The organism is Streptomyces sp. NPDC104309 (assembly GCF_055584025.1).
Genome location: NZ_JBVJMV010000043.1, coordinates 29,314 through 53,975, shown reverse-complemented (window position 1 = coordinate 53,975; position 24,662 = coordinate 29,314). Strand labels below are relative to the sequence as shown.

The window sequence follows — 24,662 nt, the reverse complement described above, 5'->3', positions numbered from 1 at the left end:
GGACCCGTAGGCGTGTGGGGCGGGCGGCCGGGAGAGGGCGGCGGCAGCTCCGGGACGCGTGGCCCCTCGGCCTATTCGGAGGCCGCTGCCGGCGCCGCGGGCCGTTGGAGCTTCTGTACCGTGACGTCGTCCGGTCCGAGCCGCCGCCCGTCGGCGGAGTGGATCTCCAGGCCCCGGGGCGGGCGGCCGTGCCGCAGATCGACCATCTCCGAGTGCGGTTCGCCGGGTTCGAAGAAGTGCCCCTCGCCCCACTGCCGCAGCGCCACGATCACCGCGAAGAGGTCCCGGCCCTTGGCCGTCAGCACGTACTCGTGGTAGGCGCCGCCGTCGGCCGCCGGGACCATGTCGAGGATGCCGCCCGCGACCAGGTCGCGCAGGCGCGCCGCGAGGATGTTCTTCGCCACGCCGAGACTGCGCTGGAACTCCCCGAAGCGGCGGCTCCCGTCGAACGCGTCGCGGACGATCAGGAGCGACCACCAGTCGCCGATCGCGTCCACCGAACGAGCCACCGGGCAGTCGCTGTCGTTGAAGCGTGTCCGCTTGACCATGTCGTTCCCCTTCGCACCGTCGGTTGCAACATGCTACCAGTCGGCACTACGGTCCGATTGGTAGCAACTTGCAACCGACTCGATCAAGGGGTGCCTCATGGCCGACAGCGGGACAACGACGAGGACCGGGAAGACGAGCGGGGGGACACCGGCGAACGCGCCGTCCGGACGCACGACGCTGCTGTTCGCGGTCGCGTCCGGCGTGGCGGTGGCCAATGTCTACTTCGCGCAACCCCTTCTGGTCACCCTGAGCCGGGACTTCGGGATCAGTGCGGCGACCGTCGGCATCGTCGTCACCCTCACCCAGATCGGCTACGGGCTCGGACTGTTCCTGCTCGTGCCGCTCGGCGATCTCGTCGACCGGCGGACCCTCGTCGTGACCCAGTTGGCACTGCTGGCAGCGGCGCTCATCGCCACCGGCACCGCCGCCACCGCACCGATCCTGCTGACCGCTTTGGCCGCGGTGGGCTTTCTCGCCGTGGTGACCCAGACCCTCGTGGTCTTCGCCGCATCGCTGTCCGCCCCGGAACGGCGCGGCCGCGCGGTCGGCCTGGTCACCAGCGGAATCGTCATCGGAATCCTGCTCGCCCGCACGGTCTCCGGTGCGCTGGCCGACCTCGCGGGCTGGCGATCGGTCTACCTCACCTCCGCGGCGCTGACGCTCGTGCTCACCCTGGCCCTGTACCGGGTGCTGCCGCGACGCTCGGCGGCGCCCTCGGCCATGCGGTACACGCGGCTCCTGCGCTCGACGCTCACGCTGTTCGCCGAGGAACGCGTCCTGCGGGTCCGCGCTCTGCTCGCCCTGCTGATCTTCGCCGCCTTCAGCACCTTGTGGAGCTGTGTCGCGCTCCCGCTGAGCGCACCCCCGCTGTCGCTGTCGCACACCGCGATCGGAGCGTTCGGGCTCGTGGGGGCGGCGGGCGCGCTCGCGGCAGCTCCGGCGGGGCGCCTGCACGACCGCGGTCTCGCCGGACGGACGACCGGCATCGCCCTGACCCTGCTCACCATGTCATGGCTCCCCCTCGCCTTCACCCGGCAGTCGCTCTGGGCGCTGGCGATCGGCGCGGTCCTCCTCGATCTCGCCGTGCAGGCCGTCCACGTCACGAACCAGAGCCTGATCTACGCGGTCCGCCCCGACGCCGGCAGCCGTCTGATCGGCGGATACATGATCTTCTACTCGATCGGCAGCGCCACGGGCGCCCTCGCCTCGACGACCGTCTACGCGAGGGCCGGATGGGGTGCGGTGTGCATACTCGGCGCCGCGATCAGCGCACTCGCGCTGCTCGTCTGGGCGGCCACTCGCGCGAGCGTGCCCGCGGCAGGCACGAGGGGATCGTCCACCACGTCCGCCGGCTGACCGGGCTGAGTGCTCACCGCACCGGCGCGGCGGGCCCGGCCGATCGGACGTGCCGCGTACGGGGGCACCCGCACCCCTACCGCCCGATACAGCCGTGACTGACGGCAGACCGAGGTGCACTCCCCTTCCCCGTACGTACTGAGGAGCCCCCGCGTGTCGTCGCCCGGCCGCACCGATGACATCGACCGCTTCGACGAAGAGGGGGAGACGCCGCAGACAGCGGGGCGCCTCCCCTGTGCGGTCGTCAGTGCTGCTCGGCCGCCGGTTCCAGCACGAAGACCGGAATCTGCCGGTCGGTCTTGAGCTGGTAGTCGGCGTAGTCGGGGAACGCGTCGACCGCTCGCTGCCACCACAGCGCCTTCTCCTCGCCGGTGACCTCGCGGGCGTTCATGTCCTGCCGGGCCGGGCCGTCCTGCAACTCCACGCGCGGGTCGGCGACGAGGTTGTGGTACCAGACCGGGTGCTGGGGAGCGCCGCCCTGCGAAGCGACCACGGCGTACGTCCCGTCGTGCTCGACCCGCATGAGCGGGGTCTTGCGGATCTTGCCGCTCCTGGCCCCGCGGGTGGTCAGGATGATGACCGGCAGGCCCCGCATCATGGTCCCCTCCATACCGCCGGAGCTCTCGAACAACTCGACCTGATCACGGACCCACTGCGCGGGGCTCGGCTCGTACTCGCCCTTGAGAGGCATGGCATCTGTCCCATCGTCGGCATTCGGTGGTGCGCATACGCGGACACGCGGGTCTCGGTGTGTCCCGTCGCTCCGAGAACTCTTTCATCATCGTGCCCGCCCGGGGCGGGGACGGGGGCGCGTGTCATGACGACGGCCGTAGCGGGTTCAAGGGTGCGGCGGGCTCAGCCGCAGCTGCAGCATGGCTTCGAATCTGGCCTCCGGATCGTCGAGGTCGATGCCCGCCACCACGGCCAGCCGTTTGAGCCGGTAACGGAAGGTGTTGGGGTGGATGTGGACGGCGGCAGCGGCGGCGGCCACATCGCCGAAGGTGCTCAGCCAGGCCTCCAGGGTGTCCGTGAGGGCGGTGTGGTGCTGGGCGTCGTAGGCGCGCAGCCGGACGACCGGGCCGTCGGGAAGGTCGTCCTCGGCGGCGATCCGGTCCGTGAGCTCCTCCAGCAGCGAGGCGGCGTAGACGTCCGACAGTCGTGCGGATCTTCGCTGGGAGCGGCCGGAGCCCAGGACGCGCAACGCCCGGTCCGCGTCGGCGCGGGAGCGGCGCAGCTCGGCCGGGCGGGCGGCGAGTCGGCCGATGCCGATGACGGCGGGGACGCGATCGCCCACGCGGCCGAGGAACGCATCGGCCACCCGCAGCGCGTGCTCGTCCGAACTCGTGGGCAGGACCGCGTAGGTGACGCCTCCCAGCGAGGCCGCGGCCGTCCGGGGGTGGATGGCGGCCAGGTGCAGGGCGAGGGCCTCGGAGACGCGGTGGCTCGCGACCACCCGGTCGGGCGCCGATGGCTCACCGGTCACCGCGAGTGCCAGTACGCAGGCGGGCTGGACGGACAAACCCAGCCGTACGGCGGCCTGCGGGGCGTGGGGGCCGCCCTCCAGGACCGTGGCGAGCAGGTCCGCGCGCAACCGCCGTTCCACGTCCTCGCCCGTGCGGTGGCGCAGCAGATGCAGTGCGGCCACCTTCGCGGCCTCGTGCAGGGCCTGCGTACGGTCCCCGCTCAGCGGTCCGTCGACCACGACCCAGATCGATCCGAGGATCTCGCCGCCCGCGCGGACGGCGATCGCGACCCGGGGCTTGTCGGAGATGCCGGCCACATAGACGGGTTCCTCCTTGCGGTAAAGGGCCTGAAAGGCGCCGAGTTGCTCCAGGGCGCGCAGTTTCTCGGCGGGCACCTGGCGGTCGAGGATGGTGGCGATCCTGGCGTCGTCGCCCTCGTCCTGCCTGCTGGAGAAGGCGAGCACCCGTCCCCCGCGGTCCTCCACGGTGACCGGGCCGTCCAGCAGCCCGGCCGTCGCGTTGGCCAGCGCGAACAGGTCACCGGCGAGCGGCTCGGCGCCGTCGGCCTCGTCGGGGCCACCGACCGTGCCCAGTTCGTCGGCGGCGAGCAACGACCGCAGCAGCGCGGCCACCTGGGCCCAGGACGCGCCGGGCGTCAGTCCGAGCACGGTCAGGCCCGTGCGCGCGGCCGCCTCGGAAACGGGTCCTTCCACCGGGACCGGGGACCGGACCACCACGGCCACCGCGCCGAGCCCGGCCGCCCGGTCGACCAGGGCGGCGACCGGCTCGGCGCCATACACCCCGACGCCGAGCACCACCGCGCCGGGCAGCCTGGCGGGCTCGTCCAGCGGGTCCTGGATGAGCACTCCGCTGACCGTGCGGGCCGGGTCGGCTTCTCCGGCCACCACCTCGATCAACGTCGAACCCAGATCGTTGAGGATCCGGCCGAGCACGGCTCGTGGCTGCCCCGTCATCATCACAAGGTAGTGGATCGGAGTTCGTCCACGGCGAGCGCCGCCACCTGCCCGATCACCCGGTCCGCCCGGGGGTTGCGGAAGTCGGGGATGTCGGACCGGGTGAACACGGCCACCGCCCAGCGCCCGCCGCCGGGGTCCTCGACCACCCCGGCCTCGTTGCGCCAGCCCGGCAGCGTTCCGGTCTTGCCTGCGACGCGGTAGCCGTCGTGGAAGCCGGACGACAGCCGGTGCGGCCAGATCTGCTGCGACATCACGGCCCGCACTTCGGCACACGCCTCGGCCGGGCCGGCCTCGTCACGCCAGACGAGGGCCAGCAGTTCGGCGACGTCACGGGCCGTACCCCGGGTGGTACGCCCGGGAACGCACACCGACAGCTCCATGATCTCTTCCGGTCCCTGAGCGGTCAGTGCCGCCATCTTCGCGTGTGCCGCTACCTCGGTGGTCACACCGAGATCGGCGAAGAGCGAGCTGGTCAGCTCCAGACAGCCACCGACCAGGTGGGTCTGTTTCCGGCCCAGTTCGGCGAGCATCCGGTTCACCGTGTCCAGCCCGACCCGGTCCAGCACGACATCGGTGGCGGCGTTGTCGCTCATCGTCATCATCATGTGGACCAGGTCGCGCAGGCTCATCTCGACCGGGTCGGCGCAGCCCGAGGTGCCGATGCCGCCGTCGCGGTACTTCGGGTCCACGGCGTGCCGCTCGGTCCTCTTCAGTCGCCCCGCCGCGGCCTCACGGGCATAGGCGAGGGCGACCGGGATCTTGAACACGGAGGCGAGGCAGACCGGTTCGTCCGCCGCGACGGCGATCGTGCGTTCGCCGTCGATGTCCCGGGCGAAGAAGAAGCCCTGGACACCGGCTTCGCCGAAGGCGGTCCGGATGCGTGTCTCCACAGTGTCGGGCCCATGGGTGGTCATCGGCTGATCCATTCGGTCGATTCCGTCACTTCGGCCAGTTGCCCGGGGATCGGCGAGAGTCCGAGGCCGGGCGCGCGCGGCACGTCGAGGTGGCCGTCCTTCAGCACGAACGGTTCGGTGATGTCGGTCCGGTAGTACCGGCCGGAGGCCGAGGTGTCGCCGGGCAGGGTGAAGCCGGGCAGCGCGGCGAGGGCGACGTTGGCGGCCCGGCCGAGGCCGGTCTCCAGCATTCCGCCGCACCAGACCGGGACACCGTGCGCGGCGCACACGTCGTGGATCCGCCGGGCCTCCAGATAGCCGCCGACCCGCCCCGGCTTGATGTTGACGACCGAGCAGGCGCCCATCGCGATCGCGTCGGCCGCCGAGCGGGCGGAGACGATGGACTCGTCGAGGCAGATCGGAGTGTTCACCCGCTCCGCCAGCGCCGCGTGGCCCCGGATGTCCTCCTCGTCCAGGGGCTGTTCGATCAGCAGCAGCCGGTACGGGTCGAGCCGGGCCAGCTGTGCGGTGTCGGCGAGGGTGTACGCGGTGTTGGCGTCGACCTGGAGCAGTATGTCGTCACCGAAACGCTCCCGGACCGCGCGCACCGGTTCCACGTCCCAGCCGGGCTCGATCTTCAGCTTGATGCGCAGATAGCCCTCGGCCAGATAGCCGTCGACGGCGTCGAGCAGTGCGGGGACCGAATCCATGATGCCGACCGACACCCCGGCCGGCACACGTTCGGCCGTTGCCCCGAGCCATTGCCCCATCGACAGGTCATGGGCGCGCAGCCAGGCGTCCAGCACCGCGGTCTCCAGCGCGGCCTTGGCCATCCGGTGCCCCTTGAACGCGGCCAGTGCCGGGGCGACCGCCCAGGGGTCGAGCGCCGGGAGGGCGGCGAGCGCGGGAACGAGATGGCTGCGCAGCACATCCACGGCGGCCTCGGTGTACTCCGAGGAGTACAGCGGATCGGCCATGGTGACGCATTCGCCGTAGCCCTCATGGTGCTCGGTCTCGACCCTGACCAGCAGGATCTCCCGGGTGGTCAGGGTGGCGAACGAGGTCCGGAACGGTGCCACCAGCGGCATCGCGATCCGGCGCAGTTCCACACCGACGAGCTTCATGCGTGCTTCTCCTGACGTTTGTCGATCACGTACCAGCCGTCCCGGGTGAATCCGGCGACGGTGTGCCCCTCGGCCATCAGGCCGCCGAGCACCTCGCGCAGCGCGTGGCGCCATGCGCGGGCCAGGGGTGGGTCGGTGCGGCGCAGCGTCTCGATCTCGGCGGGGATCCGGACCAGGACGGTGTCGCCGTCCCGGCGCCCGACGGAGGGGCCGCCGTCGGGTTTGGTGTCCAGGCCGACCACCGCGTGTTCGCCCGCGATGTCGACCGTGACACGGCGGGGTGTGCCCGCGGCGGATCCGACGGCGTGTTCGCCGGTCAGTTCCCAGCGGACCATCAGACGGTCGGTCTCGGTTCCGGCATTGACCTCGTCCTGCATCGCGCCGTAGAAGTCGGCCAGGTATTCGCTCGGCTCCGCGCCCAGTTTGGCCAGGTTGAAATAGGCGTTGCGGCTGATCAGCGGGTCGAAGGTCCAGGTGATCGCGGTGATGCCGCGGCTCAGGGCCCAGGCCCGCTGATGGAGTTTGACGGCGTAGCCGACATTGCGGCCCCGGACGCTGTCGTCCACCCCGGCGATGTGCGAGTGCAGCCCGGCGGCGGCCAGGAAGCCCAGGCAGAATCCGACCATCCGGCCGTCCTGGTGGACACCGACGACGTAACTGCCGGAGTGGGCGAAGACCCGCAGCAGCTCCGGGGTGATCAGCGGATTGCCGGGGTCGGGCCGCCAGACCCGGTCCAGCACCTGGCAGGCCGTCCGCATCTCGTCCAGTCCGTGCAGCTCCGTGACGGTGACACCGGCCCGGTGCGCCGCCAGGTCCGCGGCAGCGGCCGCGGCGGCCGCCTCCGTGCCGTTCACGATCTCACCCGGCCCACCGGCGGCTCGCGTACGAGCGAGGCCACCAGCGAGGCGACCAGGGCCGCGCGGCGGGGCAGTTCGGCGACGAGTACATGCTCGTCGTCCGCGTGCGCCCCGCCGCCCACGGCTCCGAGCCCGTCGAGCGTGGGCGTGCCCGCTCCGGCGGTGATGTTGCCGTCGGAGCCGCCGCCGACCGCCACCCCGCGCAGAGGGCCGAAGCCCAGCTCCCGGTAGCTGGCTCGGGCCAGTTCGAACAGTTCGGCTGAGGCGCTCGCCTGCAGCGGCGGCCGGTCGGGGCCGCCGGAGAACGTGAGCGAGGCGCCCGCGAGCACCGGTGGGAGAGCCCGCACGGCACGGTCCACCCGCTCCTGTTCGGCGGCGGTCTCCACCCGTACGTCGATCAGCAGCCGGGCGCCGTCGGGCACCGTGTTGCGGGTGGTGCCGGAGGAGGTCACGGTCGGCGTGACCGTGGTGCCGGTGGCCGGGTCGGCGAGCGCGGACAACGCCAGTACCTGGTGGGCCAGTTCGACGGTCGTGTTGACGCCGCGGTGGGGTTCGAGACCGGCGTGCGCCGCGCGTCCGGCGATGTTCAGTTCGTAGCCGGACACGCCCTTGCGCGCGGTCTTCAGCGCGCCTCCCTCGCTCGCCTCCAGGACGAGTACGGCCCGTGTGCGGCGGGCCTCGGCCTCGATCAGGGCGCGTGAGGTCGGGGAGCCGATCTCCTCGTCGCCGGTGAGCAGGACCGACACCCCGTCCAGGTCGTCGAGCACCGACAGTGCGTGGAACAGCTGTGCCACACCGGCCTTCATGTCGAAGCAGCCGGGTCCGGTCAGCCGGCCCCCGGCCACTTCGAAGGGGTGACCGGCCAAGGAGCCCACCGGCCACACCGTGTCGAAGTGGCCGAGCAGCAGCACCCGGTCGCCGGAGCCGAAGCGCCAGCGCAGGGCGGGCCGCCCCGAACCGTCGAGCCACTCGGACGCCGTGCCGGTCAGCCGGGTTCCGAGCCCGGCGACGACCCGGGCGCAGTCGGCGACGGCGGCCAGGTCATCACTGGGCGACTCGGTCCGGACGAGCGCCTCGATGTCGGCCAGCAGGCCCCGCAGCCCCGCCTCCAGGGCGGTGGCGATTGCGCTCACGTCAGCCCACCTTGGGGGTCGCGCGGCCACCGTGGTGGAGGTAGGGCGTGCCGTCGGCGAGTGTGTAGAACACGACCGGGACCCAGACCTTGAGGCCCGGTCGCCGCACCACGAACAGCCCCGGCTCGACCGCGTGCAGCTCGTACTCCTGCTCCGTGTCGGAAACCAGTCCGGCGAGCGGTCCCGTGATCCGGTCGAGCATCACCAGGCCGCCGTCCCGCTCCACGATCTCCACCCTGCTGGAGAGCCGCTGGTAGACGCCGACGTAGTCGGCGGGGTCCACCGCCACCGGATCCGTCGCCGGCTCGATCGTGGCGCGCATCGTCACCCCGGCCAGCTCCTGGACGATCTCCCCGAACACGTCCCGGTAGAGGCTCATGGTGTCGCCGCCATTGGTGAGCAGGCAGATGGCCAGATCGGCCTCGGGCAGCACCCGCAGGAACGCGCTCTGCCCGATCGTGCCGCCGTCGTGTCCGTACACCCGCTGCCCGTCCCAGTTGTCGAGGAACCAGCCCAGCCCCCAGGCGTTTCCCAGGATGTACGGGTCGGGGAGTTCGACCTGAGGGGTCTGCATGGCGGTGGCGCCCTCGGCCGAGAGAATCTTGGTGCCGTCCTCGGTGACGCCGTTGTCGAGGTGCAGCCGGGCGAACTTCAGTACCTCGCGCGGCGTCGAGCAGATCAGTCCGGCCGGTCCGGCCGAACGCATCAGCCCCCACTGCGGGGCCTGCGCCGGCGGGTCCCCCAGGTGCCCGATGGCGGCCCGGAAGCGCAGCGCCTCTTCCGGCAGGGTCACGGTGTGTGTCAGGCCGAGCGGACGGAACAGGCGCTCTCGCATCAGCTCGTCCCACTGGACGCCGGTGGCGACTTCCAGGACCCGGCCGAGGAGAGTGAAGCCCGCGTTGCAGTACGACATGGTGGCGCCGAGCGGGTGGTTGGAGGCGGCGTCGCCGAGCAGCGCGACGAACTTCTCCAGGCAGTCGTCGCCCCGGCCGGTGTCGGTGAACAGATCGCCGTCGATCCCGCTGGTGTGGTCCAGGAGGTGGCGGAGCGTCACGCCCTGGGTCAGCTCCTCGTCCGCGAGCCGCAGTTCGGGGAGTACGGAGACGAGGGGCGCGTCCAGTTCGAGCAGGCCCTCGTCGACCAGGGCCATGGCCACCGTCGTGGTCCACACCTTGGAGATCGAACCGATCTGGAACAGGGTGTCGGTGGTCGTCTCGATCCCGGCGTCGGTGTTGGCCAGGCCGACGGCGGCCTCGGCGATCAGTTCGCCGCGGTGCAGGATGCCGAGATTGGCGCCGGGGACAAGGTGGCGGGCGGTCAGTTCGGTGAGACGGGCGGTCCAGCGGGCTGACAGAGCGGTGGTGTCGGTCATGTTCGGCTCCCATTCCGTTTCGTTCTGCGGCTTCGGGGGTTCGGGGTGTTCGACGGCTTCAGCGGTCGGTGTGCGTGGTGACCCATTCGATCAACCGGCGGGAGTAGTCCTCCCGGTGCGAGGGCCGGCCGTCCAGGAGGAAGAGGTGCGAGCTGCCGGGGTACACGACCAGCCGGGCCGGCACGTCCCGGGTCCGCAGCGCGTGGAACCACTGCTCGGCCTGGCCGACCGGACAGGTGTCGTCCGCGCCGCCGTGCAGGATCAGGGTGGGGGCGCGGACCGCGTCCGCGTGGCTGATCGGCGAGAGCTCACTCAGCCGTTCCGGGGCGCCGATCTCGTGGTCGGCGATCAGATGCCCTTCCTCGGAGGTACCGGCCATGCTCCTCAGGTCGACCAGGATCCCGCCCGGGACGACGGCGGCGAAGCGGTCGCTGCGGGCGGAGAGCCAGCAGCTCAGATAGCCGCCGTAGCTGTAGCCGGTGAGCGCGATCCGCTCCGGGTCGACGAGCCCCTCGGCAACAAGGGTGGCGACCGGTTGCAGGACGTCCTGTTCGTCCGTCTCGCCCCAGGCGCCGACGGCGGCCGTGTAGAACGCCTCGCCGTAGCCGTCGCTGGCGCGGACGTTCAGCGTCAGGACGGTCCAGCCCAGCGAGGCCAGCTCCTGGTGGTAGAGGTGCGCGGGATCGGAGTGCGGCGCCCAGGCGTTGTGCGGACCGCCGTGCACGTCGACCAGCAGCGGCCCGCCCGCGGGCGTCCGCGCGGCCCGGGTGATCATGCCGTGCACCACGGTGCCGTCCGCGAGGGTGAACTCGCGTTCGGTGACCTGGTGGAGGGCGATCTCGGGCAGCGACCGGGCCATGTGGTCGGTGAGTCGCGTGGGCTGTGATCCGGCGGACGGCGCGCCCGGTTCCCCGGACGTCCAGGCGTCCAGGTCGAGCAGTTCGATCTCGGCGAAGCTCGACGCGTCGGCGACCACCACCGCCGCCCGCCCGGCCTTCGTGGCGACCGAGCAGCCGCTGACCCCGGTGCCGACGGGCAGCGGAGAGGCGCTGATCCCCGCCGCGTCCACCCGGTACAGGCGCGTGGCTCCCCGGTCGCGGGCGCAGAACACGATGGCGTCGCCGTGGAACTGCGGCAGCGCACCCGGGTAGCCCGGCCCGCCGGGCAGGACATTGCGGTCCAGGGCGGCGCTGACCGACACCGGCGCCGATCCGTCCAGGGGCTGGCGCAGCAGTTCCTGATGGCCGACGCCGAACGTGGTCCGGCCGACGACGAGCAGGGCCGATCCGTCGGGGAACCAGCTCACCGGACCGGCCAGGCCCTCGGCCGGGCCGATCCGGCGGGGCCCGGGCGCGTCTTCCCCGACCCCTACGACATGGGCGGCCGAGGTCCCGAGCGCAGCCGCGTCCGGGCCGCTCTGCGCCGGGTAGGCGAGCTGTGTGCCGTCGGGCGACCAGGCGGGCGGGCCGGCGTGCCGGTCGCCGTGCGTGAGCTGCCCGACCTCGCCCGACTCCACCTCCACCACGAACAGTTGCGTCCGGACCGACCCGATCAGCCCGGACCCGTCCGCCTTCCAGCCGAGGGCGTCGATGACCACGGGGGCGGTGTCCTCGCGCCGGGTCGCGGGGGCCGAGAAGGCGATCCGTGATCCGTCCGGACTCCAGACCGGTGTGCCCGCTCCCGCCGGGCACCGGGCGGGCGTGGTGAGCGGTACGGCCTCTCCCCCGTCGACGGACAGCAGATGGAGCTGTCCCTCGCGCAGGAACGCCAGCCGCGCCCCGTCCGGTGACCAGCGCGGCGTGGTGTCCGCCGGGCCGTGGGTGAGCCGCCGGGCCGGGCCTCCCGCGGCGCGCACCTCCCACACGGAGCGGACCACGCGGTCGTTCTCGGCGTCCTGGGTGGCCAGCGTGTAGGCGACACGTTCCCCGTCGGGAGACAACGCGGGATCACCGGGGATCTCGAACCGGTACAAGTCGTCGATCTTCAGCGGTCGGGTCATGACGCCTCCTCGGCGAGGGCGAGAGTCGGTACACAGGAGAGCAGGTTCCGGGTCGTCGGGTGCTCCGGGCGCTCCAGCACCCGGTCGGTGGGGCCGCACTCGACGAGGCGTCCGCCGTCCATCACGGCGACCTGGTCGGACAAGTAGCGGACGACCGCGAGGTTGTGGGAGATGAAGACCATCGCGAAGCCCAGCTCGCGCTGGAGCCGGCGCAGCAGATTGAGCACCGCGCCCTGGACCGACACGTCCAGGGCCGAGGTGATCTCGTCCGCGATCAGCACGGCGGGCCGGGCGGCCAGAGCCCTGGCCAGGGCCACCCGTTGGCGCTGGCCGCCCGAGAGCGCGTCCGGGGTGAGCGCCGCCCGCGCGGGGTCGATGCCGACGAGCTCCAGACAGCGGGCCACCTCCGCGTCGCGTTCCGCGCGGCGTTCACGGACCGTTGCCCTGCGGACGGATCTTTCGCGCGAGCCGGTCCGCCGGGCCGGTGCCGTCCCGGCTGGTGCTTCGCCCCCTTCGGCTCCGCGGGGCGACGCCCACGCTTCGGCCACCGACGCGCCGATGGTCATGCGCGGGTCGAGCGAGGCATACGGATTCTGGAACACCAGCTGCACCGGGCTGCGCCCGTGCCGGTGCCTGACGTCGCGCCCGGCGACCAGTACCCGCCCGGAGTGCGTCGGCGCCAGCCCGACGACGGCCTTCCCGAGGGTCGATTTCCCCGACCCCGAGCCGCCCACGAGTCCGGTGACCGTTCCCTCCGGCACCAGCAGGTCGACGTTCTCCACCGCGGTGAAGCGACCGTAGCGCACGGTGATTCCGCGCAGTTCGAGTGAGCTCATGGCGTTGCCTCCGCTCCGTTGGAGGTGGTCCGGGCGGGCGCGCCGACCGCCATCGCGTCCACCGGGTACCAGCAGGCGACCTTGTGGCCGGGGCCGGATGAGGTGAGGTCGGGGACCTCGTCGTGGCAGCGGTCCCGGGCCCGTGCGCAACGCGGTGCGAAGGGACAGCCCGGACCCGCCTCCCCCGGTTCCGGCGGGCGGCCGGGGATGGTCGCCAGTTCCGTGCCGGGATCCGTGGCCATGGTCGGGACGGCCCCCACCAGCGCCCGGGTGTACGGGTGGGCCGCGCCGCGGATCAGTCCGGCGACGGGGAGGTCCTCGACGACCAGGCCTCCGTACATCACCAGGACGCGTTCGCAGACCTGGGCGACGACGGCGAGGTCGTGGGAGATCAGCAGCAGTGCGGCACCGGAGTCCGCGCGCACCTCGGCGAGCAGGTCGAGCACCTGTTGCTGGACGGCCACGTCGAGTGCCGTGGTCGGCTCGTCGGCGATGATGAGTTTCGGCTCGCCCATCAGGCCCATCGCGATGACGGCCCGCTGTCGCATCCCGCCGGAGTACTCGTGCGGCCGTTGCCGTGCGCGCCGTTCGGGCTCGGGGATCCGGACCGCGCCGAGCCGGTCGGTGGCGCGTGCCGTGGCCTGCGCCCGGGACGCTCCGAGGTGCACCTCGGCCACCTCGGCGAGCTGGCGGCCCACGCGCAGGGCCGGGTTGAGCGAGGCCATCGGGTCCTGGAAGACCATGGCCAGCTCGGTGCCCAGGCGCGGGTCCGCGCGCGGATCGTGGCCGTCGAAGCGGAGCGTGCCCGCGTCGACCCGTCCCGGGTGCGGGACCAGATCCGCCAGGGCCAGGGCGCTCAGGCTCTTGCCGGACCCCGATTCTCCGACCAGGCCGACGGCCTCGCCTGCGCCGATGTCCAGGGAGATCCCGCGTACGGCGTGCCGCCCGCCGGGAAAGGTCACGCGCAGGTCGCGCGCCCGGACCAGTGGCGCGTCGTCGTTGTCGGAGTGTGGAACGACCGGTGCCGTGCCCGGCCGTCCTCCCGGCGCCGGGTCCGGTGTCTGCGGCGTCCGTCGGCCACCGGCCTGGGCGAGCGCTTCGCCGACCAGCCCGAACACCAGACCCGTCAGGACGACGGCCGCGCCGGGTGCCAGGGCCGCCGCCGGGTTCACGTAGATCCGGTTCAGCTGCTCGTTGAGCAGCCGCCCCCAGTCGTACTCGGGCGGCTGCACGCCCAGGCCGAGGAACGAGAGGCCGGAGAACGCGACCAGGATGCCGCCGGTCGCCTGGGCGGCGAACAGCACCGACGGCTCGGCGATGTTGGGGAGCAGATGACGTACGACCAGCCGGAACCGGCCCACGCCGAGGATCCGTGCCGCGGCGACGTACTCCGAGCCCGCGACCGAGGCCGTCAGGTTCTGCACCAGCCGTGCCATGGGCGGGACCATGGCCAGCCCCACGGCGAACACCGCGCCGGTGCTTCCCACCCCGAAGATCGTGGCGAGGAAGAGCAGGAACAGCAGTCCGGGAAAGGCCACCAGCACGCCCACGGTCGCGGTGATCAGCCGGCCGAGGCGTCGGCCGACCACCGCCGGTGCGACACCGAGCAGCAGCCCGCCGCCGACGCCGACCACGGCGGCCAGCAGGGTGAGTCGCAGGGTCAACCGGGTCGCCACCACCACACGGGCGGCGATGTCGCGACCGAGCTGGTCGGTGCCCAGCAGATGCGCGGCGCTGCTGCCCTGGTTGATCGCGTCCGTGTCGACCCGCGCGGCCTGGTCGCCGAGCAGGACCGGCCCGAACACGGCGACCAGCGCCACCAACAGGCAGCCGGTCAGCGCGGTGATGCCGATCGGTGTCCGCAGCATGCGCCCCAGCCGGTGCCGCAATGAGGTGTCTTGGTCCTGGTGTGGCATCGTCAACTCCCGCGGACGGTGGACTGGGGGTCGGCGACGGCCACGGCCACGTCGACGGCGAAGGTGATGAGCAGCGCGGCCGCCCCGTAGACCAGCACGACGCCCTGGACCAGTGGATAGTCCTTCTCGGTGATCGCCTGGACGATCGTCGTGCCGAGTCCGGGCCAGGCGAAGACGTTCTCCACCAGTACGGTGCCGGCGAGCAGCGAACTGAACAGCAGACCGCCCAGGGTGAGCGAGGACGTCAGCAGATTCGGCAGCGCGTGCCGCAGATAGCGCAACCGGGCCGGAAGCCGCTTCGCCCGCGCGGTGCGCATGTAGTCCTCGCCGAGCACCCGCAGGGTCTCCACCCGGACGATGCGCGACAGCGCGGCCGCCGGGACGACGGTGAGCGCCAGCACCGGCAGTACGTAGGAGTCCACGCCGCCGCGCGAGGCCACCGGGAAGACCGGCCATGCCACGGCGAACGCCGCGACCAGGCCGACGGCCAGCAGGAATTCGGGCACCGCGCCCAGAAAGCCGGTGACGCCGGTGAAGGCCAGCTCGCCTCGGCGCCTGCGGCCGTCCTTGGTCAGCACCGCGGCGGTCATCCCGACCGGGATGGCGAGCAGCAGGATCAGCGCGAACGCGGGGACGGCGATCTGCAGAGTGGCCGGGAGCCTGCTGGAGATGATCTCGGAGACGGGCATCTGGGCGCCGATCGAGTCACCGAGTCGGCCCTGGAAGAGATGGCCGACGAAGTCCCCGTACTGCTTCGGCAGCGACTGGTCCAGGCCGAGCGAGTGTCTGCGGGCAGCGACCAGCGCCGGGTCGGCGGTGGTGCCGAGCGCCGACCGCACCGGGTCGCCGGGGATCAGGTGGATCATCGCGAACGCGGCCGTGACCAGCGCGGCCAGCGACACCACCAGTCGCCAGGTGCGGCGCAGGAAGAATCCGGCCCAGGGGCTGCGGGCGGTCGTACTCAGGGAGTCGAGGGTGATCGTCGCCATCAGCCGGCGCTCCGCCGCAGGGTGCTGGGGATGATGCCGGCGCCGTCCACCTCGAAGGTGATGCCCTTTGCGTAGTACCGGAGCGGCCTGTCGACGATCGGCACGATGTCGACGCTCTTGACCAGGGCGGCGTCGGCCTCGTTCCACAGGGCGCAGCCCGAGACGCCGGGCCTGGCCGAGGCCTGTGCGGCGAGCCGGTGGTAGTCGGCGTTGGCGATGGCGCCGAAGTTGTTGCCCTCGGGCGGTGGCGGCCCGTCGTAGAACTGGGTCAGCTGGTCCGGGAGGACGACTCCGATCGGAGCCCAGGCCACGTCCCAGTCGCCGCCGGTGAGGGTGCCGAGGATGCTGGAGGAACCCGTGGGCTTCGCCGATGCCTTCACGCCGAAGGACGTCCACTGCTGGACGGCCAGTTCGACCGCCGAGGCGACCTGTGGGCCCTGGTTGGTCGAGTAGCTGAGCCCGACGGCGAGCGGCTTGCCTTCCTTGGTCCAGGTGCCGCCGCTCTTCGCCCAGCCCGCGGTGGTGAGTGCGGCGGCGGCCCGTGCCGTGTCATGGGCGGGAAGGTTCCCGGTCACCGTGTCGCCGGTGCAGGGGGTGGGGGCGGTCTCGCCGATTCCGGTGGCGGGTCTGCCCTTCCCGCCGGTGGCCACGTTTGCGAGTTGCTTCAGGTCCAGCACGGAGACCAGGGCCTTGCGGACCGCCGGGTCGGCGCCCGGGTGGCCGGTGGCCTGGTTGAAGAGGAACTGCCCGAAGAGCGCCTGGGTGGTCCGGCGATACACCTTGGCCGCGTCAAGCCGGTCCTGGTCGGCGCCGTTGATCAGGGCCCCGTTGATCTGTCCGGCCATCAGGAGATTGGCCGCGGTGGACTCGTTGGCGACCACCTTGAACACGAGCTTTCCGGGGAGACCGGCTCCGGTGGAACCGCGGGGCCCCCAGGCGTATCCGTCCCGCTTGACGTAGGTGTAGTGGTCGCCCGGAACCGCTTCGGTCAGCCGGTACGGTCCGCTCGCGTCGGTCGCCTTGGTCAGGGCTTCCGGGGTCGCCAGGCTCTTCTTGCAGAGCAAGGGCAGCAGCCGGGACATCTGCACGACGAACGGCGCGGGCTTCGTCGTGGTGACGGTGACGGTCCGGCTCGCCCTGTCGGCCTTCGCCACAGCGGTGATGGGGACGGACAGCCCGAGCATCGGGGACTGGTTCTTCGGATCGGCGATGTGGTTGTACTCGGCTGCCACGTCGTCGGCGGTGAGCGGCGCTCCGTCCTCGCAGGTCACCCCCGAGCGAATGGTGAACTTCGCGGAGGTGGACGTGGCGGACCATTTCTCGGCCACCCCGGGAACCAGCGAGCCGTCGGCGGCGATGTGCACGAGCGTGTCGTAGGCGAAGGAGTTCATCGAAAGTGCGGTACTGGCCAGCGCCGTGGTGGGGCTGAGGGTGCCCGGATCGGCGGCGACGGCAAGGACCACCGTCGACCCGCCACCCCCTTCGGCGGACGAGCCGCCGCACGCGGCCGCGGTGGTGACCAGGCCGAGCGTCGTGACCATCGCGGCCGCGGACCGGGCGCCGCGCCTCGTGCCGAATCTCGTCTCCGTGCCTGCGGTGCTGGCCATGGTCACCTCCGAGGGAGCGGCACGCCGCCGCCGAGTGAGGGAACATTAGGCAGCCGCGCACCGGCCCCGAGTGGTCGCGCCGCACGAAAAACCGCCTTGCCGACGGTGCTCCGCGACGAAGACGAACACGAGGGTGCGGAGGCACGAACGGTCCGGTCGGACGGAGCGAAATCCGATCGCGGTCGGATCGGGTGTCTGGAAACCTGTGGCACATGTCCGCCCAGCACCAGGTACGCGCCCACTACGACGATCGGACGATCGTGGTGTACCAGGCGTACTCACCCGCGGTCGCCGGACCGTCCCTGCGGGCGAACCGGTTCGTGCCGCCGTTCTCGTTTCACCGGATGACCTGGATCAAGCCGTCGTTCCTGTGGCTCATGCACCGCAGCAACTGGGCACAGAAGTCCGGGCAGGAACGCGTGCTCGCGGTACGCCTCACGCGTTCCGGCTGGGAGGAGGCGCTGTCCCGGGCCGTACTGACGACGGCCGACCCGGCAGCCGTCGCCCGAGCCCCCGTCCACGTCCAGTGGGATCCCGAGCGCTCATTGCGGGGAGCCGCGCTCCATCACTACAGCATCCAGGTCGGGGTCGGACGCGGGCTGATCCGCACCTTCGCGGAGGACTGGGTCGTCGACCTCACCGACGTGACGCCACAGGTTCGCAGGATCGCGGCACTCAGGCAGGGCGGCCGTACCGCGCAGGCCCGGCGGCTGCTTCCGCCCGAGCGGATCTACCCGGTGCCGCCGGCCACCGCGCGAAGTCTCCTCATCGACGCGTGATCTCCGCCGCCCAGCCCTCCCGAACGACCGTGCCAACCCGCATCGTTCGGCGCGTCGGCCGAGGGAGCGACGTCTGACACGACGTCACTCCCCGCACCTCGCACCACGACGCGCAGAGCTACCGATGCCGCCTCCCCGCTACAGCGGTGGCTCGGTGAGGAGTTCCAGCAGCCAGTGGGCGCTCTCGGCATCCCCTGGCGCACCGGCGCTGCCGGACGCACCGGGGAAAAGACGCCCCCAGGAACAGGCTCGGCCGATCGCCCCTAGGCGCCACGCCAGGCTCAGCGCGCTCCGCAGTTCCGCCGTCGTACGGCCGTCACCTTCCCAGGGTTCCAGGTAGGCGTCGCGCAGCCGGGGCAGCACCTCGGGTCCGAAGCGCTCACGGGCGGACCGGGCGGGGACCAGGAAGCTGCAGAAGGGATGGGCCACGGCCGCGTCGCCCCAGTCGAAGAACGTGAAACGGCCCGGCGCGAGTGCGAAGAGCTGACCGTCGTGCAGGTCGGAGTGGTCGAGCGTATCGGCGATCCCGACGCCCGCGAGTTCCTCGCACCACTCCTTGAGGCGCGGCCGCAGCTCGCGCAACGCCTTGAGCTGGGTCGGTTCCAGTGCGGTGTTCGCGTCGACGATCCGGTCGAAGGTCTCGGGGAGCGAGGCGGTGCGCGCGCCGGGGACTCCGAGCAGCTCGATCCGTTTGGTGTACGGGAGAAGAGCACGTTGCATTCCCGCGTACTGACGCAACGGCTCCTCCCAGGCACGGCGGTCGACCGGGCCACGGGGCGAGTCGAGCACGTCCCTGAAGAGCGGGCCGCCGTCCGGGAGAAGGGACCAGCCGCGGTCCGCGTCGACGGCGAGCGGCTTCAGAACGTACTCGGGCACCCAGCGGGCCAGGGCGTCGTTGAGTGCCGCCTCGAAGGCGCTGGCCGGCGGATTAGCCTTGAACCAGGCGGCGTCGCGCCCCTCGACGGGCACCCGTACCAACACCGACCACGGACGGAGCCGCACCCGTCGCTGCCCGGTCCGGCGCAGCCCTCGGGCGGCCAGCTCGCGCTCCGCCCATCCGAGCGCCTCCTCCCGCCACGCCTCCTGCTCCCAGGGCGTCACCGCACTCGGATACTGTCCTCGGTCCACGATGTCCGGCGCCTCACGTCGCATCGCTCCATCACATCACCGTGACCGCCGGCCTTCACCTGCTTTATCCACGGCACGGGCGCCATGCCTCCATGTTCCGCACCCGGCCGACCCACTACGTTCCGCACCCGGCCGACCCACTACCCGCCCCGCACGGACACCGTCCTCCCGCACCGGAACGGACCGACGACGCATGACCATGCGTGAACCGGCGCCGTCGCACCGCTCAACGCCCCTCGCCCGGAAGGGAGACAGTCCTCCGAACCTTCAAGTCCGCCACCACGGGTAGTCGTTGACCGACGGTCCGTGACACGTCCTGGAGGGGACCTGCCTCCGGCCGGAGGCAGGTCCCCTCCAGGACGGAATCGCTGATCAGCACCTCGGGCAGACGCGTTTGGCATATGTCAGGATCTTCGTCATGAGTACTTCTTCGCAGACGCCGGCCGACAGACTTCAGACGGACCGGCCGCACTCGGCACGGGTGTGGAACTACATCCTGGGCGGCAAGGACAACTACACCGTCGACCACGAGATGGGCGACATGATCCTCACGGCGTTCCCGGACTTCGCCGCCGTCGCCCGCCTCCAGCGGGCCTTCCTCGCCCGCGCGGTGCGCTTCCTGACCGCGGAGGCGGGCATCCGTCAATTCCTCGACATAGGCACGGGCCTGCCCACCGCCGACAACACGCACGAGGTGGCCCAGCGGGTGGCCCCGGAGTCCAGGATCGTGTACGTCGACAACGACCCGCTCGTCCTGACCCATGCCCGTGCCCTGCTCACCAGCACTCCCGAGGGCGCCTGCGCGTACATCGACGCCGATGTCAGGGACGCCGACGCGATCCTCTCCGAGGCCGCCAAGACGCTGGACTTCAGCCGGCCGGTCGGGCTGACCATGCTCGGGATCATGGGACAGCTGCCCGATGAGGACGACCCCTGGGCGCTGGTCGACCGACTGGTGGACGCGCTCCCCCCGGGAAGCTATCTGGCCCTCAGCGACGGCACGAACACAAGTGACTCGCTGAACCAGGCCGTCGCCTCCTACAACGCGAACTCGGCCAGTTCGTACCATCTGCGCAGCCCTGAACGGATCGCCGACTTCTTCCACGGTCTGGAACTGATGGAGCCGGGCGTCGTCAAGACGTCGGCCTGGCGCCCCGATCCTGACCAGAACCCGGCGGACGCCCTGCAGGGCCACGCGGTGAGCGGCGTCGGGCTCAAGCGCTGAGCCGCCCGGGTCCTCCGGAAGCCGGAGCCATGCCTTCCACGGCTGCGGCTTCCGGAGGACCGGGAGCGCAACGGGAATCGGCGGGTACCGGCTGCTCCCCCGGCCCAACGGGCCTGCGCTCACGCCGGGTTCTACCGGCGTTCGAGCACACCCCGGACGAAGGCCGCCTGGCCCGCGTGTTGCAGATCGTCCGAGATGACACTGATCAGACGAACCCCGAGGGTGACCGGCGGCGACCATGCCTCGTCCACGACGCGGCTCAGAGCCCTGCCGTCGAGCCCACGAAGGAACCGGAGGGTCTGTTCGTGGACGTCGTCGTAGTAACCGATCAGCAGTTCGGCCGAGCCCACCTGCACAGCCGCGACGTCCGCGCTGCTGTGTCCGTAACCGGTGGCGTCCTTCGCGAAGGGAAGATCGAAGCGCGAGGCCCAGTCGTGGGTGAACCAGACCTGCTCGATCCCGGCCGCGTCCGATACATGGTCGTCCTGGATCCGGGTGAGGTGCCACACGAGCCAGGCGATCGTGTTCGCTCCGTCGTCGAGACGGGCATGGAGATCGGTGCGCGAAACGCCCTCGACCGCTGAGTGCACCGTCTCCTGGACACGGGTGAAAGCATCCGTCAAAAGGTCAACGCTGTTCATGCCCTCACCATGGCCGCTCTCGTACTACTCCCCCGCCATCGACACGCGCCGCACCCGGCACGCCTCCGGTCGTGGTGGCGACGGGGAGGCGACCCGCACGAATCGTCGGGGCCACGGGCGGTGCGGCAGCCGTCATGCCAGGGCGGCGGATTCGCTCCTGTCAGTCGTCAGCTCCGCGATCCGGGCCAGCCGACGCAGTGAATCCACCAGAGCCACGCGGTCATAGGTACTGGTGGTGACCAGTACCTCGTCCGCCCCGGTCTCCTCGATCGCCGCTTCGAGCGCCGGGACCAGGTGGTCCTCCGTTCCCTGGAGATGACCGTGCAATCCCTGCTCGTAAAAGCCACGCTCCTTCTCCGTCATGGTCAGCGCCTCGACCCGTTCGGCGGGGACGAGCGGCGGGAACACGCCGTGCGTCCGGGCGTGGGCCAGGGACCAGGCCTCCGGCACCAGAAGGCGCAGGGCCTCCTCCGCGCTCCCCGCGAGCGCGATCGTGCCCGACACGACGACATAGGGCTCATGGGCCCAGGACGAGGGGCGGAACTCCCGGCGGTAGCGCTCGACGGCCCGCAGCAGCTTCTCCCGGCCGCGGAGATCACCGATGACCAGGGGCAGTCCGGCCGCGGCGGCGATACCGGCCCCCTCGCCGGTGGCCAGCACGAACGGGGGTATGCGCAGCCCCTCCGCGGGGCGGGCATGAACCTGCGGGTGGGCGCGCTGCGCACCCTCCAGCCAGCCGAGCAGTTCGTCGAGCCGGCCGGCGAAGTCCTCCGCGGCCGACTTGTCCCGGCCGAGCGCCCGGCGAATGCCGTCGGTGAAGCCCACCGAGCGTCCGAGACCCATGTCGATCCGGCCGGGGAAGAGCGACTCCAGCACCCCGAACTGCTCGGCCACCACCAGTGGTTGATGGTTGGGAAGCATCACGCCGCCCGTACCGACCCGAATGGTCGACGTCGCCGCCGCGACGGCCGCTGCCAGCACGGTCGGCGCCGAACCGGCGACACCCGGCACGCTGTGGTGCTCGGACACCCAGAACCGGTGAAAACCGAGCGCTTCGGCCTCCTGGGCGAGACGTACGGTGTCGCGCAGCGCTTCCGGGCCGTCGTGGCCCTCGCGGGTTCGGGAGCGGTCAAGGACGGAAAACCGGGTGGATGCGATCACGGAGCTCACATCCTTGTTCAACGTCCGGCCCGCCCCAGGATTCCCCGGCCGGCCGCCGAGTGCGCGCGGGCCCTGGACGATAACCGTCGAGGACCCGCGGCCGACAGGCGTGCTCGGCGTCGGCGGAGGGGCCGGGGTACGGCCGGGCGGCTACTTCATGGGGTAGATGTCCCCGCTCGCCATGCCGCTGACCTGATCACTCTCCGCTTCGATCCTGCGGGCCTTGTCCTTCAGGCGCTGGCGTTCCTTGGGGTCGGTGGTGCGCTCGGCCGCCTCCTCAAGGTCCTTGGCCTTCGCACGCATCTGCTTCACGCGACCTCGGTATTCTTCTGACTCGCTCATGATCACTCCTTGGATCCGCGGCCGGAGCGGGCTCCGCCCACGGAACCGGGTCTCCTGGGGGCAACGCGTCCCGGACGGTCACCCACCGTTGAGTGCGACGCACAAGAGTCCGGCCCAGGTCAGCCGTCATTCCAACCATCAGCCATCAGCCCAGCGTCCCGGGCGGCCAGCGCCGCTCGAACACGGTTTCCGACCTCCAGGGTAGTCAAGATGCGGCTGACGTGGGCCTTCACCGTGCTCTCGCTCATCCGCAGCCGCCCGGCGATCTCCGCGTTGGTGGCCCCTTCGGCAACAAGTACCAGGACATCACGCTCGCGCGGTGTCAGGCGGCCCACCCGGCCCCGGGCGGCAGCGGTCGCCGGCCGGACGGTGCGGTGGTAGCGGTCGATCAGCCGCCGGGCCGCGGACGGGTGCAGCATCGCCGATCCGGCTGCCACGAGATGCACCGCCCGCAGAATCTCGGCAGGGTCGGAGTCCTTGAGCAGAAAACCATCGGCACCGGCCGCCAGGGCCTCGTACACGTATGCGTCCAAGTCGAAGGTCGTCAGGGTGATGATGCGTGGCGCATGGGACAGCAGACGTAGTCGCGCGATGGCCGCGATGCCGTCCAGTCGCGGCATCCGTACGTCCATGAGCGCTACGTCCACCCGGTGGGCGGCGGCCTCCGTCACGGCCTGGAGGCCGTCGGACGCCTGAGCGACGACTTCGATGCCGGAATCCGTCGCCAGCAGATCGGTCAGGGCCAGACGGACCAGGGCGTCATCGTCCACCACCATCGCCCTGATGGACACCGCGCTCACCGCCCAGCCCCCGTCCGAAGCCGCCCACCGCGTCCCACCGACAGCTTCCCGGCCCGGTTCACCATGCCTTTACCGACCCTTTCTCCGATGTCCTTGCCCAAGCCCTTGCCCATGCCCTGCCGGTCTCCTTGCCGATGCCTCCGCCGACGGTCCTTCCCGGGTGCCTTCCGGCCGGGTCGGTGACCCGCTGCCCGCCCTGCCTCCGTTCGGGTTCGCCGGTCGGCGCGGACAACGGAAGCCGGGCCGCGAGCCGCCATCCGCCGTCCGGTTCCGGGCCGTGATCGAGCCGGCCGTGCAGCCCGGCCACGCGCTCACCGAGACCGATCAGGCCGTAACCCGGGCCTGCCCCCTCGTCGCTGCGTGGTCCGGGGCCTGCGGTGGCGGCATTGACCAGCTCCACCTCGGTGGCGGGAGCTCCGTAGTGCACCCTCAGCCGAACCGCCGTGCCCGGTGCGTGCTTTCGGGCGTTGGTGAGGCCCTCCTGGACGAGTCGGTGCACGGCCAGCAGATGGGTGGCGGGAGTGGTGCCCGGGTCGCCCGTCACTTCGGCCGCCACCTCCTGGCCGATGGCCCGCACCTCGTCGAGCAGTTCGGACAGGTTCCGGATCGCGGGAGCGGAGACCGCCCGGCACCCCGAGTCCGCCCCGCCCTGGCCGCTCTCGTGTTCTTCCGCTCGCAGTGCGCCCAGAACGTCCCTGAGATCGGCCAACGCCTGTGTGGACGTGGTGCGCAACAGGGCGATCCGCCCGCCGACCTGCGGCGGCATGGAATCCGCCCGCAGTGCCAGCACGCCGGTGTGCAGCGCCAACAGACTCAGCCGGTGTGCCAGCACGTCGTGCATTTCGGCCGCGATCCGGGCCCGCTCGGCCGACCTGGCCTGTTCCGCGCGGAGTTCCACTTGTTCGCTCAACGAGTCGATCAGCCGTCGACGGCTGTGCCACCACAGCCCGGCCATCAGCGCCAGCAAGAACAGCAGTCCGGCGCCGTACGACGGTGTCACGCCGCCACTCAGGGGCGCGGTACACACCCACGGCAGCGCACCCCCGACCGCCCCGGCCGCCACGGCGAGCCGGATCCGGCCCTGGGCGGACAGATGGAAGACCATCACCGTCATGGGCTCATACGCGCCCTGGGCGATCAACGCCGCCGCCGCGACAGCGAGCACCAGGAGCGGGCGGCGCCAGCGCGCCGGCAGAAGCAACGTGGCCACGATGGCCGACACCGGCCCGGCAGCCGGAAGTGGCGTGCCGAGACGGGCCTTCACCACCCCCTGGGCGACCAGCAGCAACACCCCGCCGCACAGCAGCCACTCCGTCCATACCGGACCTCGATGAGGGTATTCGCGTTCCACCGGCCGATCGTAGGCACCTCATCGCCCCGGGCCCATCGGCCTCCGGTCGCGTCCACCCCCTACTTTCGTGGGGGTTGTGTACGCCTCTTTGATGACATCGGTACCAGTTCGCCCGGACACAACGGCCGATTTCCTGAGAGCCTCTGCTCCATAGCGTCGCCGGT

At 71.5% G+C, this 24,662-nt stretch carries 22 protein-coding genes; 3 read left to right on the top strand and 19 right to left on the bottom strand.

All coding sequences use genetic code 11. The features are described 5' to 3' along the window. Window positions 1-71: 71 nt before the first annotated feature. Window positions 72-548 carry a winged helix-turn-helix transcriptional regulator gene (locus ACZ68L_RS37825; RefSeq protein WP_469586880.1) on the bottom strand — a complete coding sequence of 159 codons (477 nt, stop codon included), beginning with the start codon at window positions 546-548 and terminating at the stop codon, window positions 72-74. A 97-nt stretch (window positions 549-645) separates the two neighbouring features. On the opposite strand from ACZ68L_RS37825, the gene ACZ68L_RS37820 reads away from it, so the two are divergent. Next, window positions 646-1,905, top strand: coding sequence for an MFS transporter (locus tag ACZ68L_RS37820; protein ID WP_469586877.1), 1,260 nt, complete (start codon window positions 646-648; stop codon window positions 1,903-1,905). Window positions 1,906-2,149: 244 nt separating this feature from the next. Here the strand turns inward: ACZ68L_RS37820 and ACZ68L_RS37815 are convergent, their stop codons facing one another. The 12 genes from ACZ68L_RS37815 to ACZ68L_RS37760 all read right to left on the bottom strand — a co-directional run bounded on the left by ACZ68L_RS37815 (window position 2,150) and on the right by ACZ68L_RS37760 (window position 17,071). Further along, a complete protein-coding gene (locus ACZ68L_RS37815) occupies window positions 2,150-2,596 on the bottom strand; it encodes a nitroreductase family deazaflavin-dependent oxidoreductase (RefSeq protein ID WP_469586875.1) in 447 nt (148 codons plus the stop codon). A gap of 147 nt (window positions 2,597-2,743) precedes the next feature. Further along, window positions 2,744-4,342 (bottom strand): PucR family transcriptional regulator, encoded by a 1,599-nt coding sequence (locus tag ACZ68L_RS37810; RefSeq protein ID WP_469586872.1) that lies wholly within the window; start codon window positions 4,340-4,342, stop codon window positions 2,744-2,746. Window positions 4,343-4,344: 2 nt separating this feature from the next. Further along, complete coding sequence (locus tag ACZ68L_RS37805) at window positions 4,345-5,259, bottom strand: serine hydrolase (protein WP_469586869.1); 915 nt, start codon at window positions 5,257-5,259, stop codon at window positions 4,345-4,347. Next, the gene (menC, locus tag ACZ68L_RS37800) at window positions 5,256-6,362 is read right to left on the bottom strand and encodes an o-succinylbenzoate synthase (RefSeq protein ID WP_469586865.1); all 1,107 of its coding nucleotides are present in this window, start codon (window positions 6,360-6,362) and stop codon (window positions 5,256-5,258) included. Before menC ends, ACZ68L_RS37805 begins: the two co-directional genes overlap by 4 nt. Further along, entirely contained in the window at window positions 6,359-7,216 is an 858-nt protein-coding gene (locus tag ACZ68L_RS37795; RefSeq protein WP_469586862.1) for a GNAT family N-acetyltransferase, read from the bottom strand. Before ACZ68L_RS37795 ends, menC begins: the two co-directional genes overlap by 4 nt. Continuing rightward, the gene (locus ACZ68L_RS37790) at window positions 7,213-8,352 is read right to left on the bottom strand and encodes a M20 family metallopeptidase (protein WP_469586859.1); all 1,140 of its coding nucleotides are present in this window, start codon (window positions 8,350-8,352) and stop codon (window positions 7,213-7,215) included. The genes ACZ68L_RS37795 and ACZ68L_RS37790 overlap by 4 nt, the downstream gene beginning before the upstream one ends. Before the next feature lies 1 nt (window position 8,353). Then, entirely contained in the window at window positions 8,354-9,724 is a 1,371-nt protein-coding gene (locus ACZ68L_RS37785; protein ID WP_469586856.1) for a serine hydrolase domain-containing protein, read from the bottom strand. A 58-nt stretch (window positions 9,725-9,782) separates the two neighbouring features. Continuing rightward, the gene (locus ACZ68L_RS37780) at window positions 9,783-11,723 is read right to left on the bottom strand and encodes a S9 family peptidase (protein WP_469586854.1); all 1,941 of its coding nucleotides are present in this window, start codon (window positions 11,721-11,723) and stop codon (window positions 9,783-9,785) included. Continuing rightward, window positions 11,720-12,559 (bottom strand): ABC transporter ATP-binding protein, encoded by an 840-nt coding sequence (locus ACZ68L_RS37775; protein ID WP_469586851.1) that lies wholly within the window; start codon window positions 12,557-12,559, stop codon window positions 11,720-11,722. The genes ACZ68L_RS37780 and ACZ68L_RS37775 overlap by 4 nt, the downstream gene beginning before the upstream one ends. Beyond that, on the bottom strand, window positions 12,556-14,475 hold the full coding sequence (locus ACZ68L_RS37770; RefSeq protein ID WP_469586848.1) for a dipeptide/oligopeptide/nickel ABC transporter permease/ATP-binding protein: 1,920 nt from the start codon (window positions 14,473-14,475) through the stop codon (window positions 12,556-12,558). The genes ACZ68L_RS37775 and ACZ68L_RS37770 overlap by 4 nt, the downstream gene beginning before the upstream one ends. A 2-nt stretch (window positions 14,476-14,477) precedes the next feature. Further along, window positions 14,478-15,464, bottom strand: coding sequence for an ABC transporter permease (locus ACZ68L_RS37765; protein ID WP_469586845.1), 987 nt, complete (start codon window positions 15,462-15,464; stop codon window positions 14,478-14,480). Beyond that, window positions 15,464-17,071 carry an ABC transporter substrate-binding protein gene (locus tag ACZ68L_RS37760; protein WP_469586842.1) on the bottom strand — a complete coding sequence of 536 codons (1,608 nt, stop codon included), beginning with the start codon at window positions 17,069-17,071 and terminating at the stop codon, window positions 15,464-15,466. The genes ACZ68L_RS37765 and ACZ68L_RS37760 overlap by 1 nt, the downstream gene beginning before the upstream one ends. Window positions 17,072-17,283: 212 nt before the next feature. Here ACZ68L_RS37760 and ACZ68L_RS37755 point away from each other — a divergent pair, with 212 nt between their 5' ends. Beyond that, the gene (locus ACZ68L_RS37755; RefSeq protein WP_469586839.1) at window positions 17,284-17,850 is read left to right on the top strand and encodes a DUF4291 domain-containing protein; all 567 of its coding nucleotides are present in this window, start codon (window positions 17,284-17,286) and stop codon (window positions 17,848-17,850) included. A 138-nt stretch (window positions 17,851-17,988) separates the two neighbouring features. Here ACZ68L_RS37755 and ACZ68L_RS37750 read toward each other — a convergent pair whose 3' ends face one another. Then, window positions 17,989-19,002: an aminoglycoside phosphotransferase family protein gene (locus ACZ68L_RS37750; protein ID WP_469586836.1), complete on the bottom strand. Its 1,014-nt coding sequence runs from the start codon at window positions 19,000-19,002 to the stop codon at window positions 17,989-17,991. 394 nt (window positions 19,003-19,396) lie between these two features. Here ACZ68L_RS37750 and ACZ68L_RS37745 point away from each other — a divergent pair, with 394 nt between their 5' ends. Then, the gene (locus ACZ68L_RS37745) at window positions 19,397-20,203 is read left to right on the top strand and encodes an SAM-dependent methyltransferase (protein ID WP_469586833.1); all 807 of its coding nucleotides are present in this window, start codon (window positions 19,397-19,399) and stop codon (window positions 20,201-20,203) included. A 131-nt stretch (window positions 20,204-20,334) separates the two neighbouring features. Here ACZ68L_RS37745 and ACZ68L_RS37740 read toward each other — a convergent pair whose 3' ends face one another. The 5 genes from ACZ68L_RS37740 to ACZ68L_RS37720 form a co-directional block, all read right to left on the bottom strand. Then, window positions 20,335-20,844, bottom strand: a complete 510-nt coding sequence (locus ACZ68L_RS37740; RefSeq protein WP_469586830.1) for a mycothiol transferase — start codon at window positions 20,842-20,844, stop codon at window positions 20,335-20,337. Between the two features lie 132 nt (window positions 20,845-20,976). Continuing rightward, complete coding sequence (locus ACZ68L_RS37735; protein ID WP_469586827.1) at window positions 20,977-22,014, bottom strand: MsnO8 family LLM class oxidoreductase; 1,038 nt, start codon at window positions 22,012-22,014, stop codon at window positions 20,977-20,979. A gap of 141 nt (window positions 22,015-22,155) precedes the next feature. Then, window positions 22,156-22,347: a DUF6381 family protein gene (locus ACZ68L_RS37730; RefSeq protein ID WP_351083309.1), complete on the bottom strand. Its 192-nt coding sequence runs from the start codon at window positions 22,345-22,347 to the stop codon at window positions 22,156-22,158. A gap of 119 nt (window positions 22,348-22,466) precedes the next feature. Then, entirely contained in the window at window positions 22,467-23,123 is a 657-nt protein-coding gene (locus tag ACZ68L_RS37725; protein WP_469586911.1) for a response regulator, read from the bottom strand. Window positions 23,124-23,205: 82 nt separating this feature from the next. Then, complete coding sequence (locus tag ACZ68L_RS37720; RefSeq protein WP_469586824.1) at window positions 23,206-24,498, bottom strand: sensor histidine kinase; 1,293 nt, start codon at window positions 24,496-24,498, stop codon at window positions 23,206-23,208. Between the last annotated feature and the right edge of the window lie 164 nt (window positions 24,499-24,662).

Bases quoted from the DNA above. Each gene is read 5' to 3' on its own strand.
- ACZ68L_RS37765 (WP_469586845.1), bottom strand. From the start codon at position 15,464: ATGGCGACGATCACCCTCGACTCCCTGAGTACGACCGCCCGCAGCCCC.
- ACZ68L_RS37775 (WP_469586851.1), bottom strand. From the start codon at position 12,559: ATGAGCTCACTCGAACTGCGCGGAATCACCGTGCGCTACGGTCGCTTC.
- ACZ68L_RS37820 (WP_469586877.1), top strand. From the start codon at position 646: ATGGCCGACAGCGGGACAACGACGAGGACCGGGAAGACGAGCGGGGGG.
- ACZ68L_RS37770 (WP_469586848.1), bottom strand. From the start codon at position 14,475: ATGCCACACCAGGACCAAGACACCTCATTGCGGCACCGGCTGGGGCGC.
- ACZ68L_RS37815 (WP_469586875.1), bottom strand. From the start codon at position 2,596: ATGCCTCTCAAGGGCGAGTACGAGCCGAGCCCCGCGCAGTGGGTCCGT.
- ACZ68L_RS37780 (WP_469586854.1), bottom strand. From the start codon at position 11,723: ATGACCCGACCGCTGAAGATCGACGACTTGTACCGGTTCGAGATCCCC.
- ACZ68L_RS37760 (WP_469586842.1), bottom strand. From the start codon at position 17,071: ATGGCCAGCACCGCAGGCACGGAGACGAGATTCGGCACGAGGCGCGGC.
- ACZ68L_RS37825 (WP_469586880.1), bottom strand. From the start codon at position 548: ATGGTCAAGCGGACACGCTTCAACGACAGCGACTGCCCGGTGGCTCGT.
- ACZ68L_RS37725 (WP_469586911.1), bottom strand. From the start codon at position 23,123: ATGGTGGTGGACGATGACGCCCTGGTCCGTCTGGCCCTGACCGATCTG.
- menC (WP_469586865.1), bottom strand. From the start codon at position 6,362: ATGAAGCTCGTCGGTGTGGAACTGCGCCGGATCGCGATGCCGCTGGTG.
- ACZ68L_RS37750 (WP_469586836.1), bottom strand. From the start codon at position 19,002: ATGCGACGTGAGGCGCCGGACATCGTGGACCGAGGACAGTATCCGAGT.
- ACZ68L_RS37755 (WP_469586839.1), top strand. From the start codon at position 17,284: ATGTCCGCCCAGCACCAGGTACGCGCCCACTACGACGATCGGACGATC.
- ACZ68L_RS37740 (WP_469586830.1), bottom strand. From the start codon at position 20,844: ATGAACAGCGTTGACCTTTTGACGGATGCTTTCACCCGTGTCCAGGAG.
- ACZ68L_RS37805 (WP_469586869.1), bottom strand. From the start codon at position 5,259: ATGACCACCCATGGGCCCGACACTGTGGAGACACGCATCCGGACCGCC.
- ACZ68L_RS37810 (WP_469586872.1), bottom strand. From the start codon at position 4,342: ATGACGGGGCAGCCACGAGCCGTGCTCGGCCGGATCCTCAACGATCTG.
- ACZ68L_RS37745 (WP_469586833.1), top strand. From the start codon at position 19,397: ATGAGTACTTCTTCGCAGACGCCGGCCGACAGACTTCAGACGGACCGG.
- ACZ68L_RS37785 (WP_469586856.1), bottom strand. From the start codon at position 9,724: ATGACCGACACCACCGCTCTGTCAGCCCGCTGGACCGCCCGTCTCACC.
- ACZ68L_RS37730 (WP_351083309.1), bottom strand. From the start codon at position 22,347: ATGAGCGAGTCAGAAGAATACCGAGGTCGCGTGAAGCAGATGCGTGCG.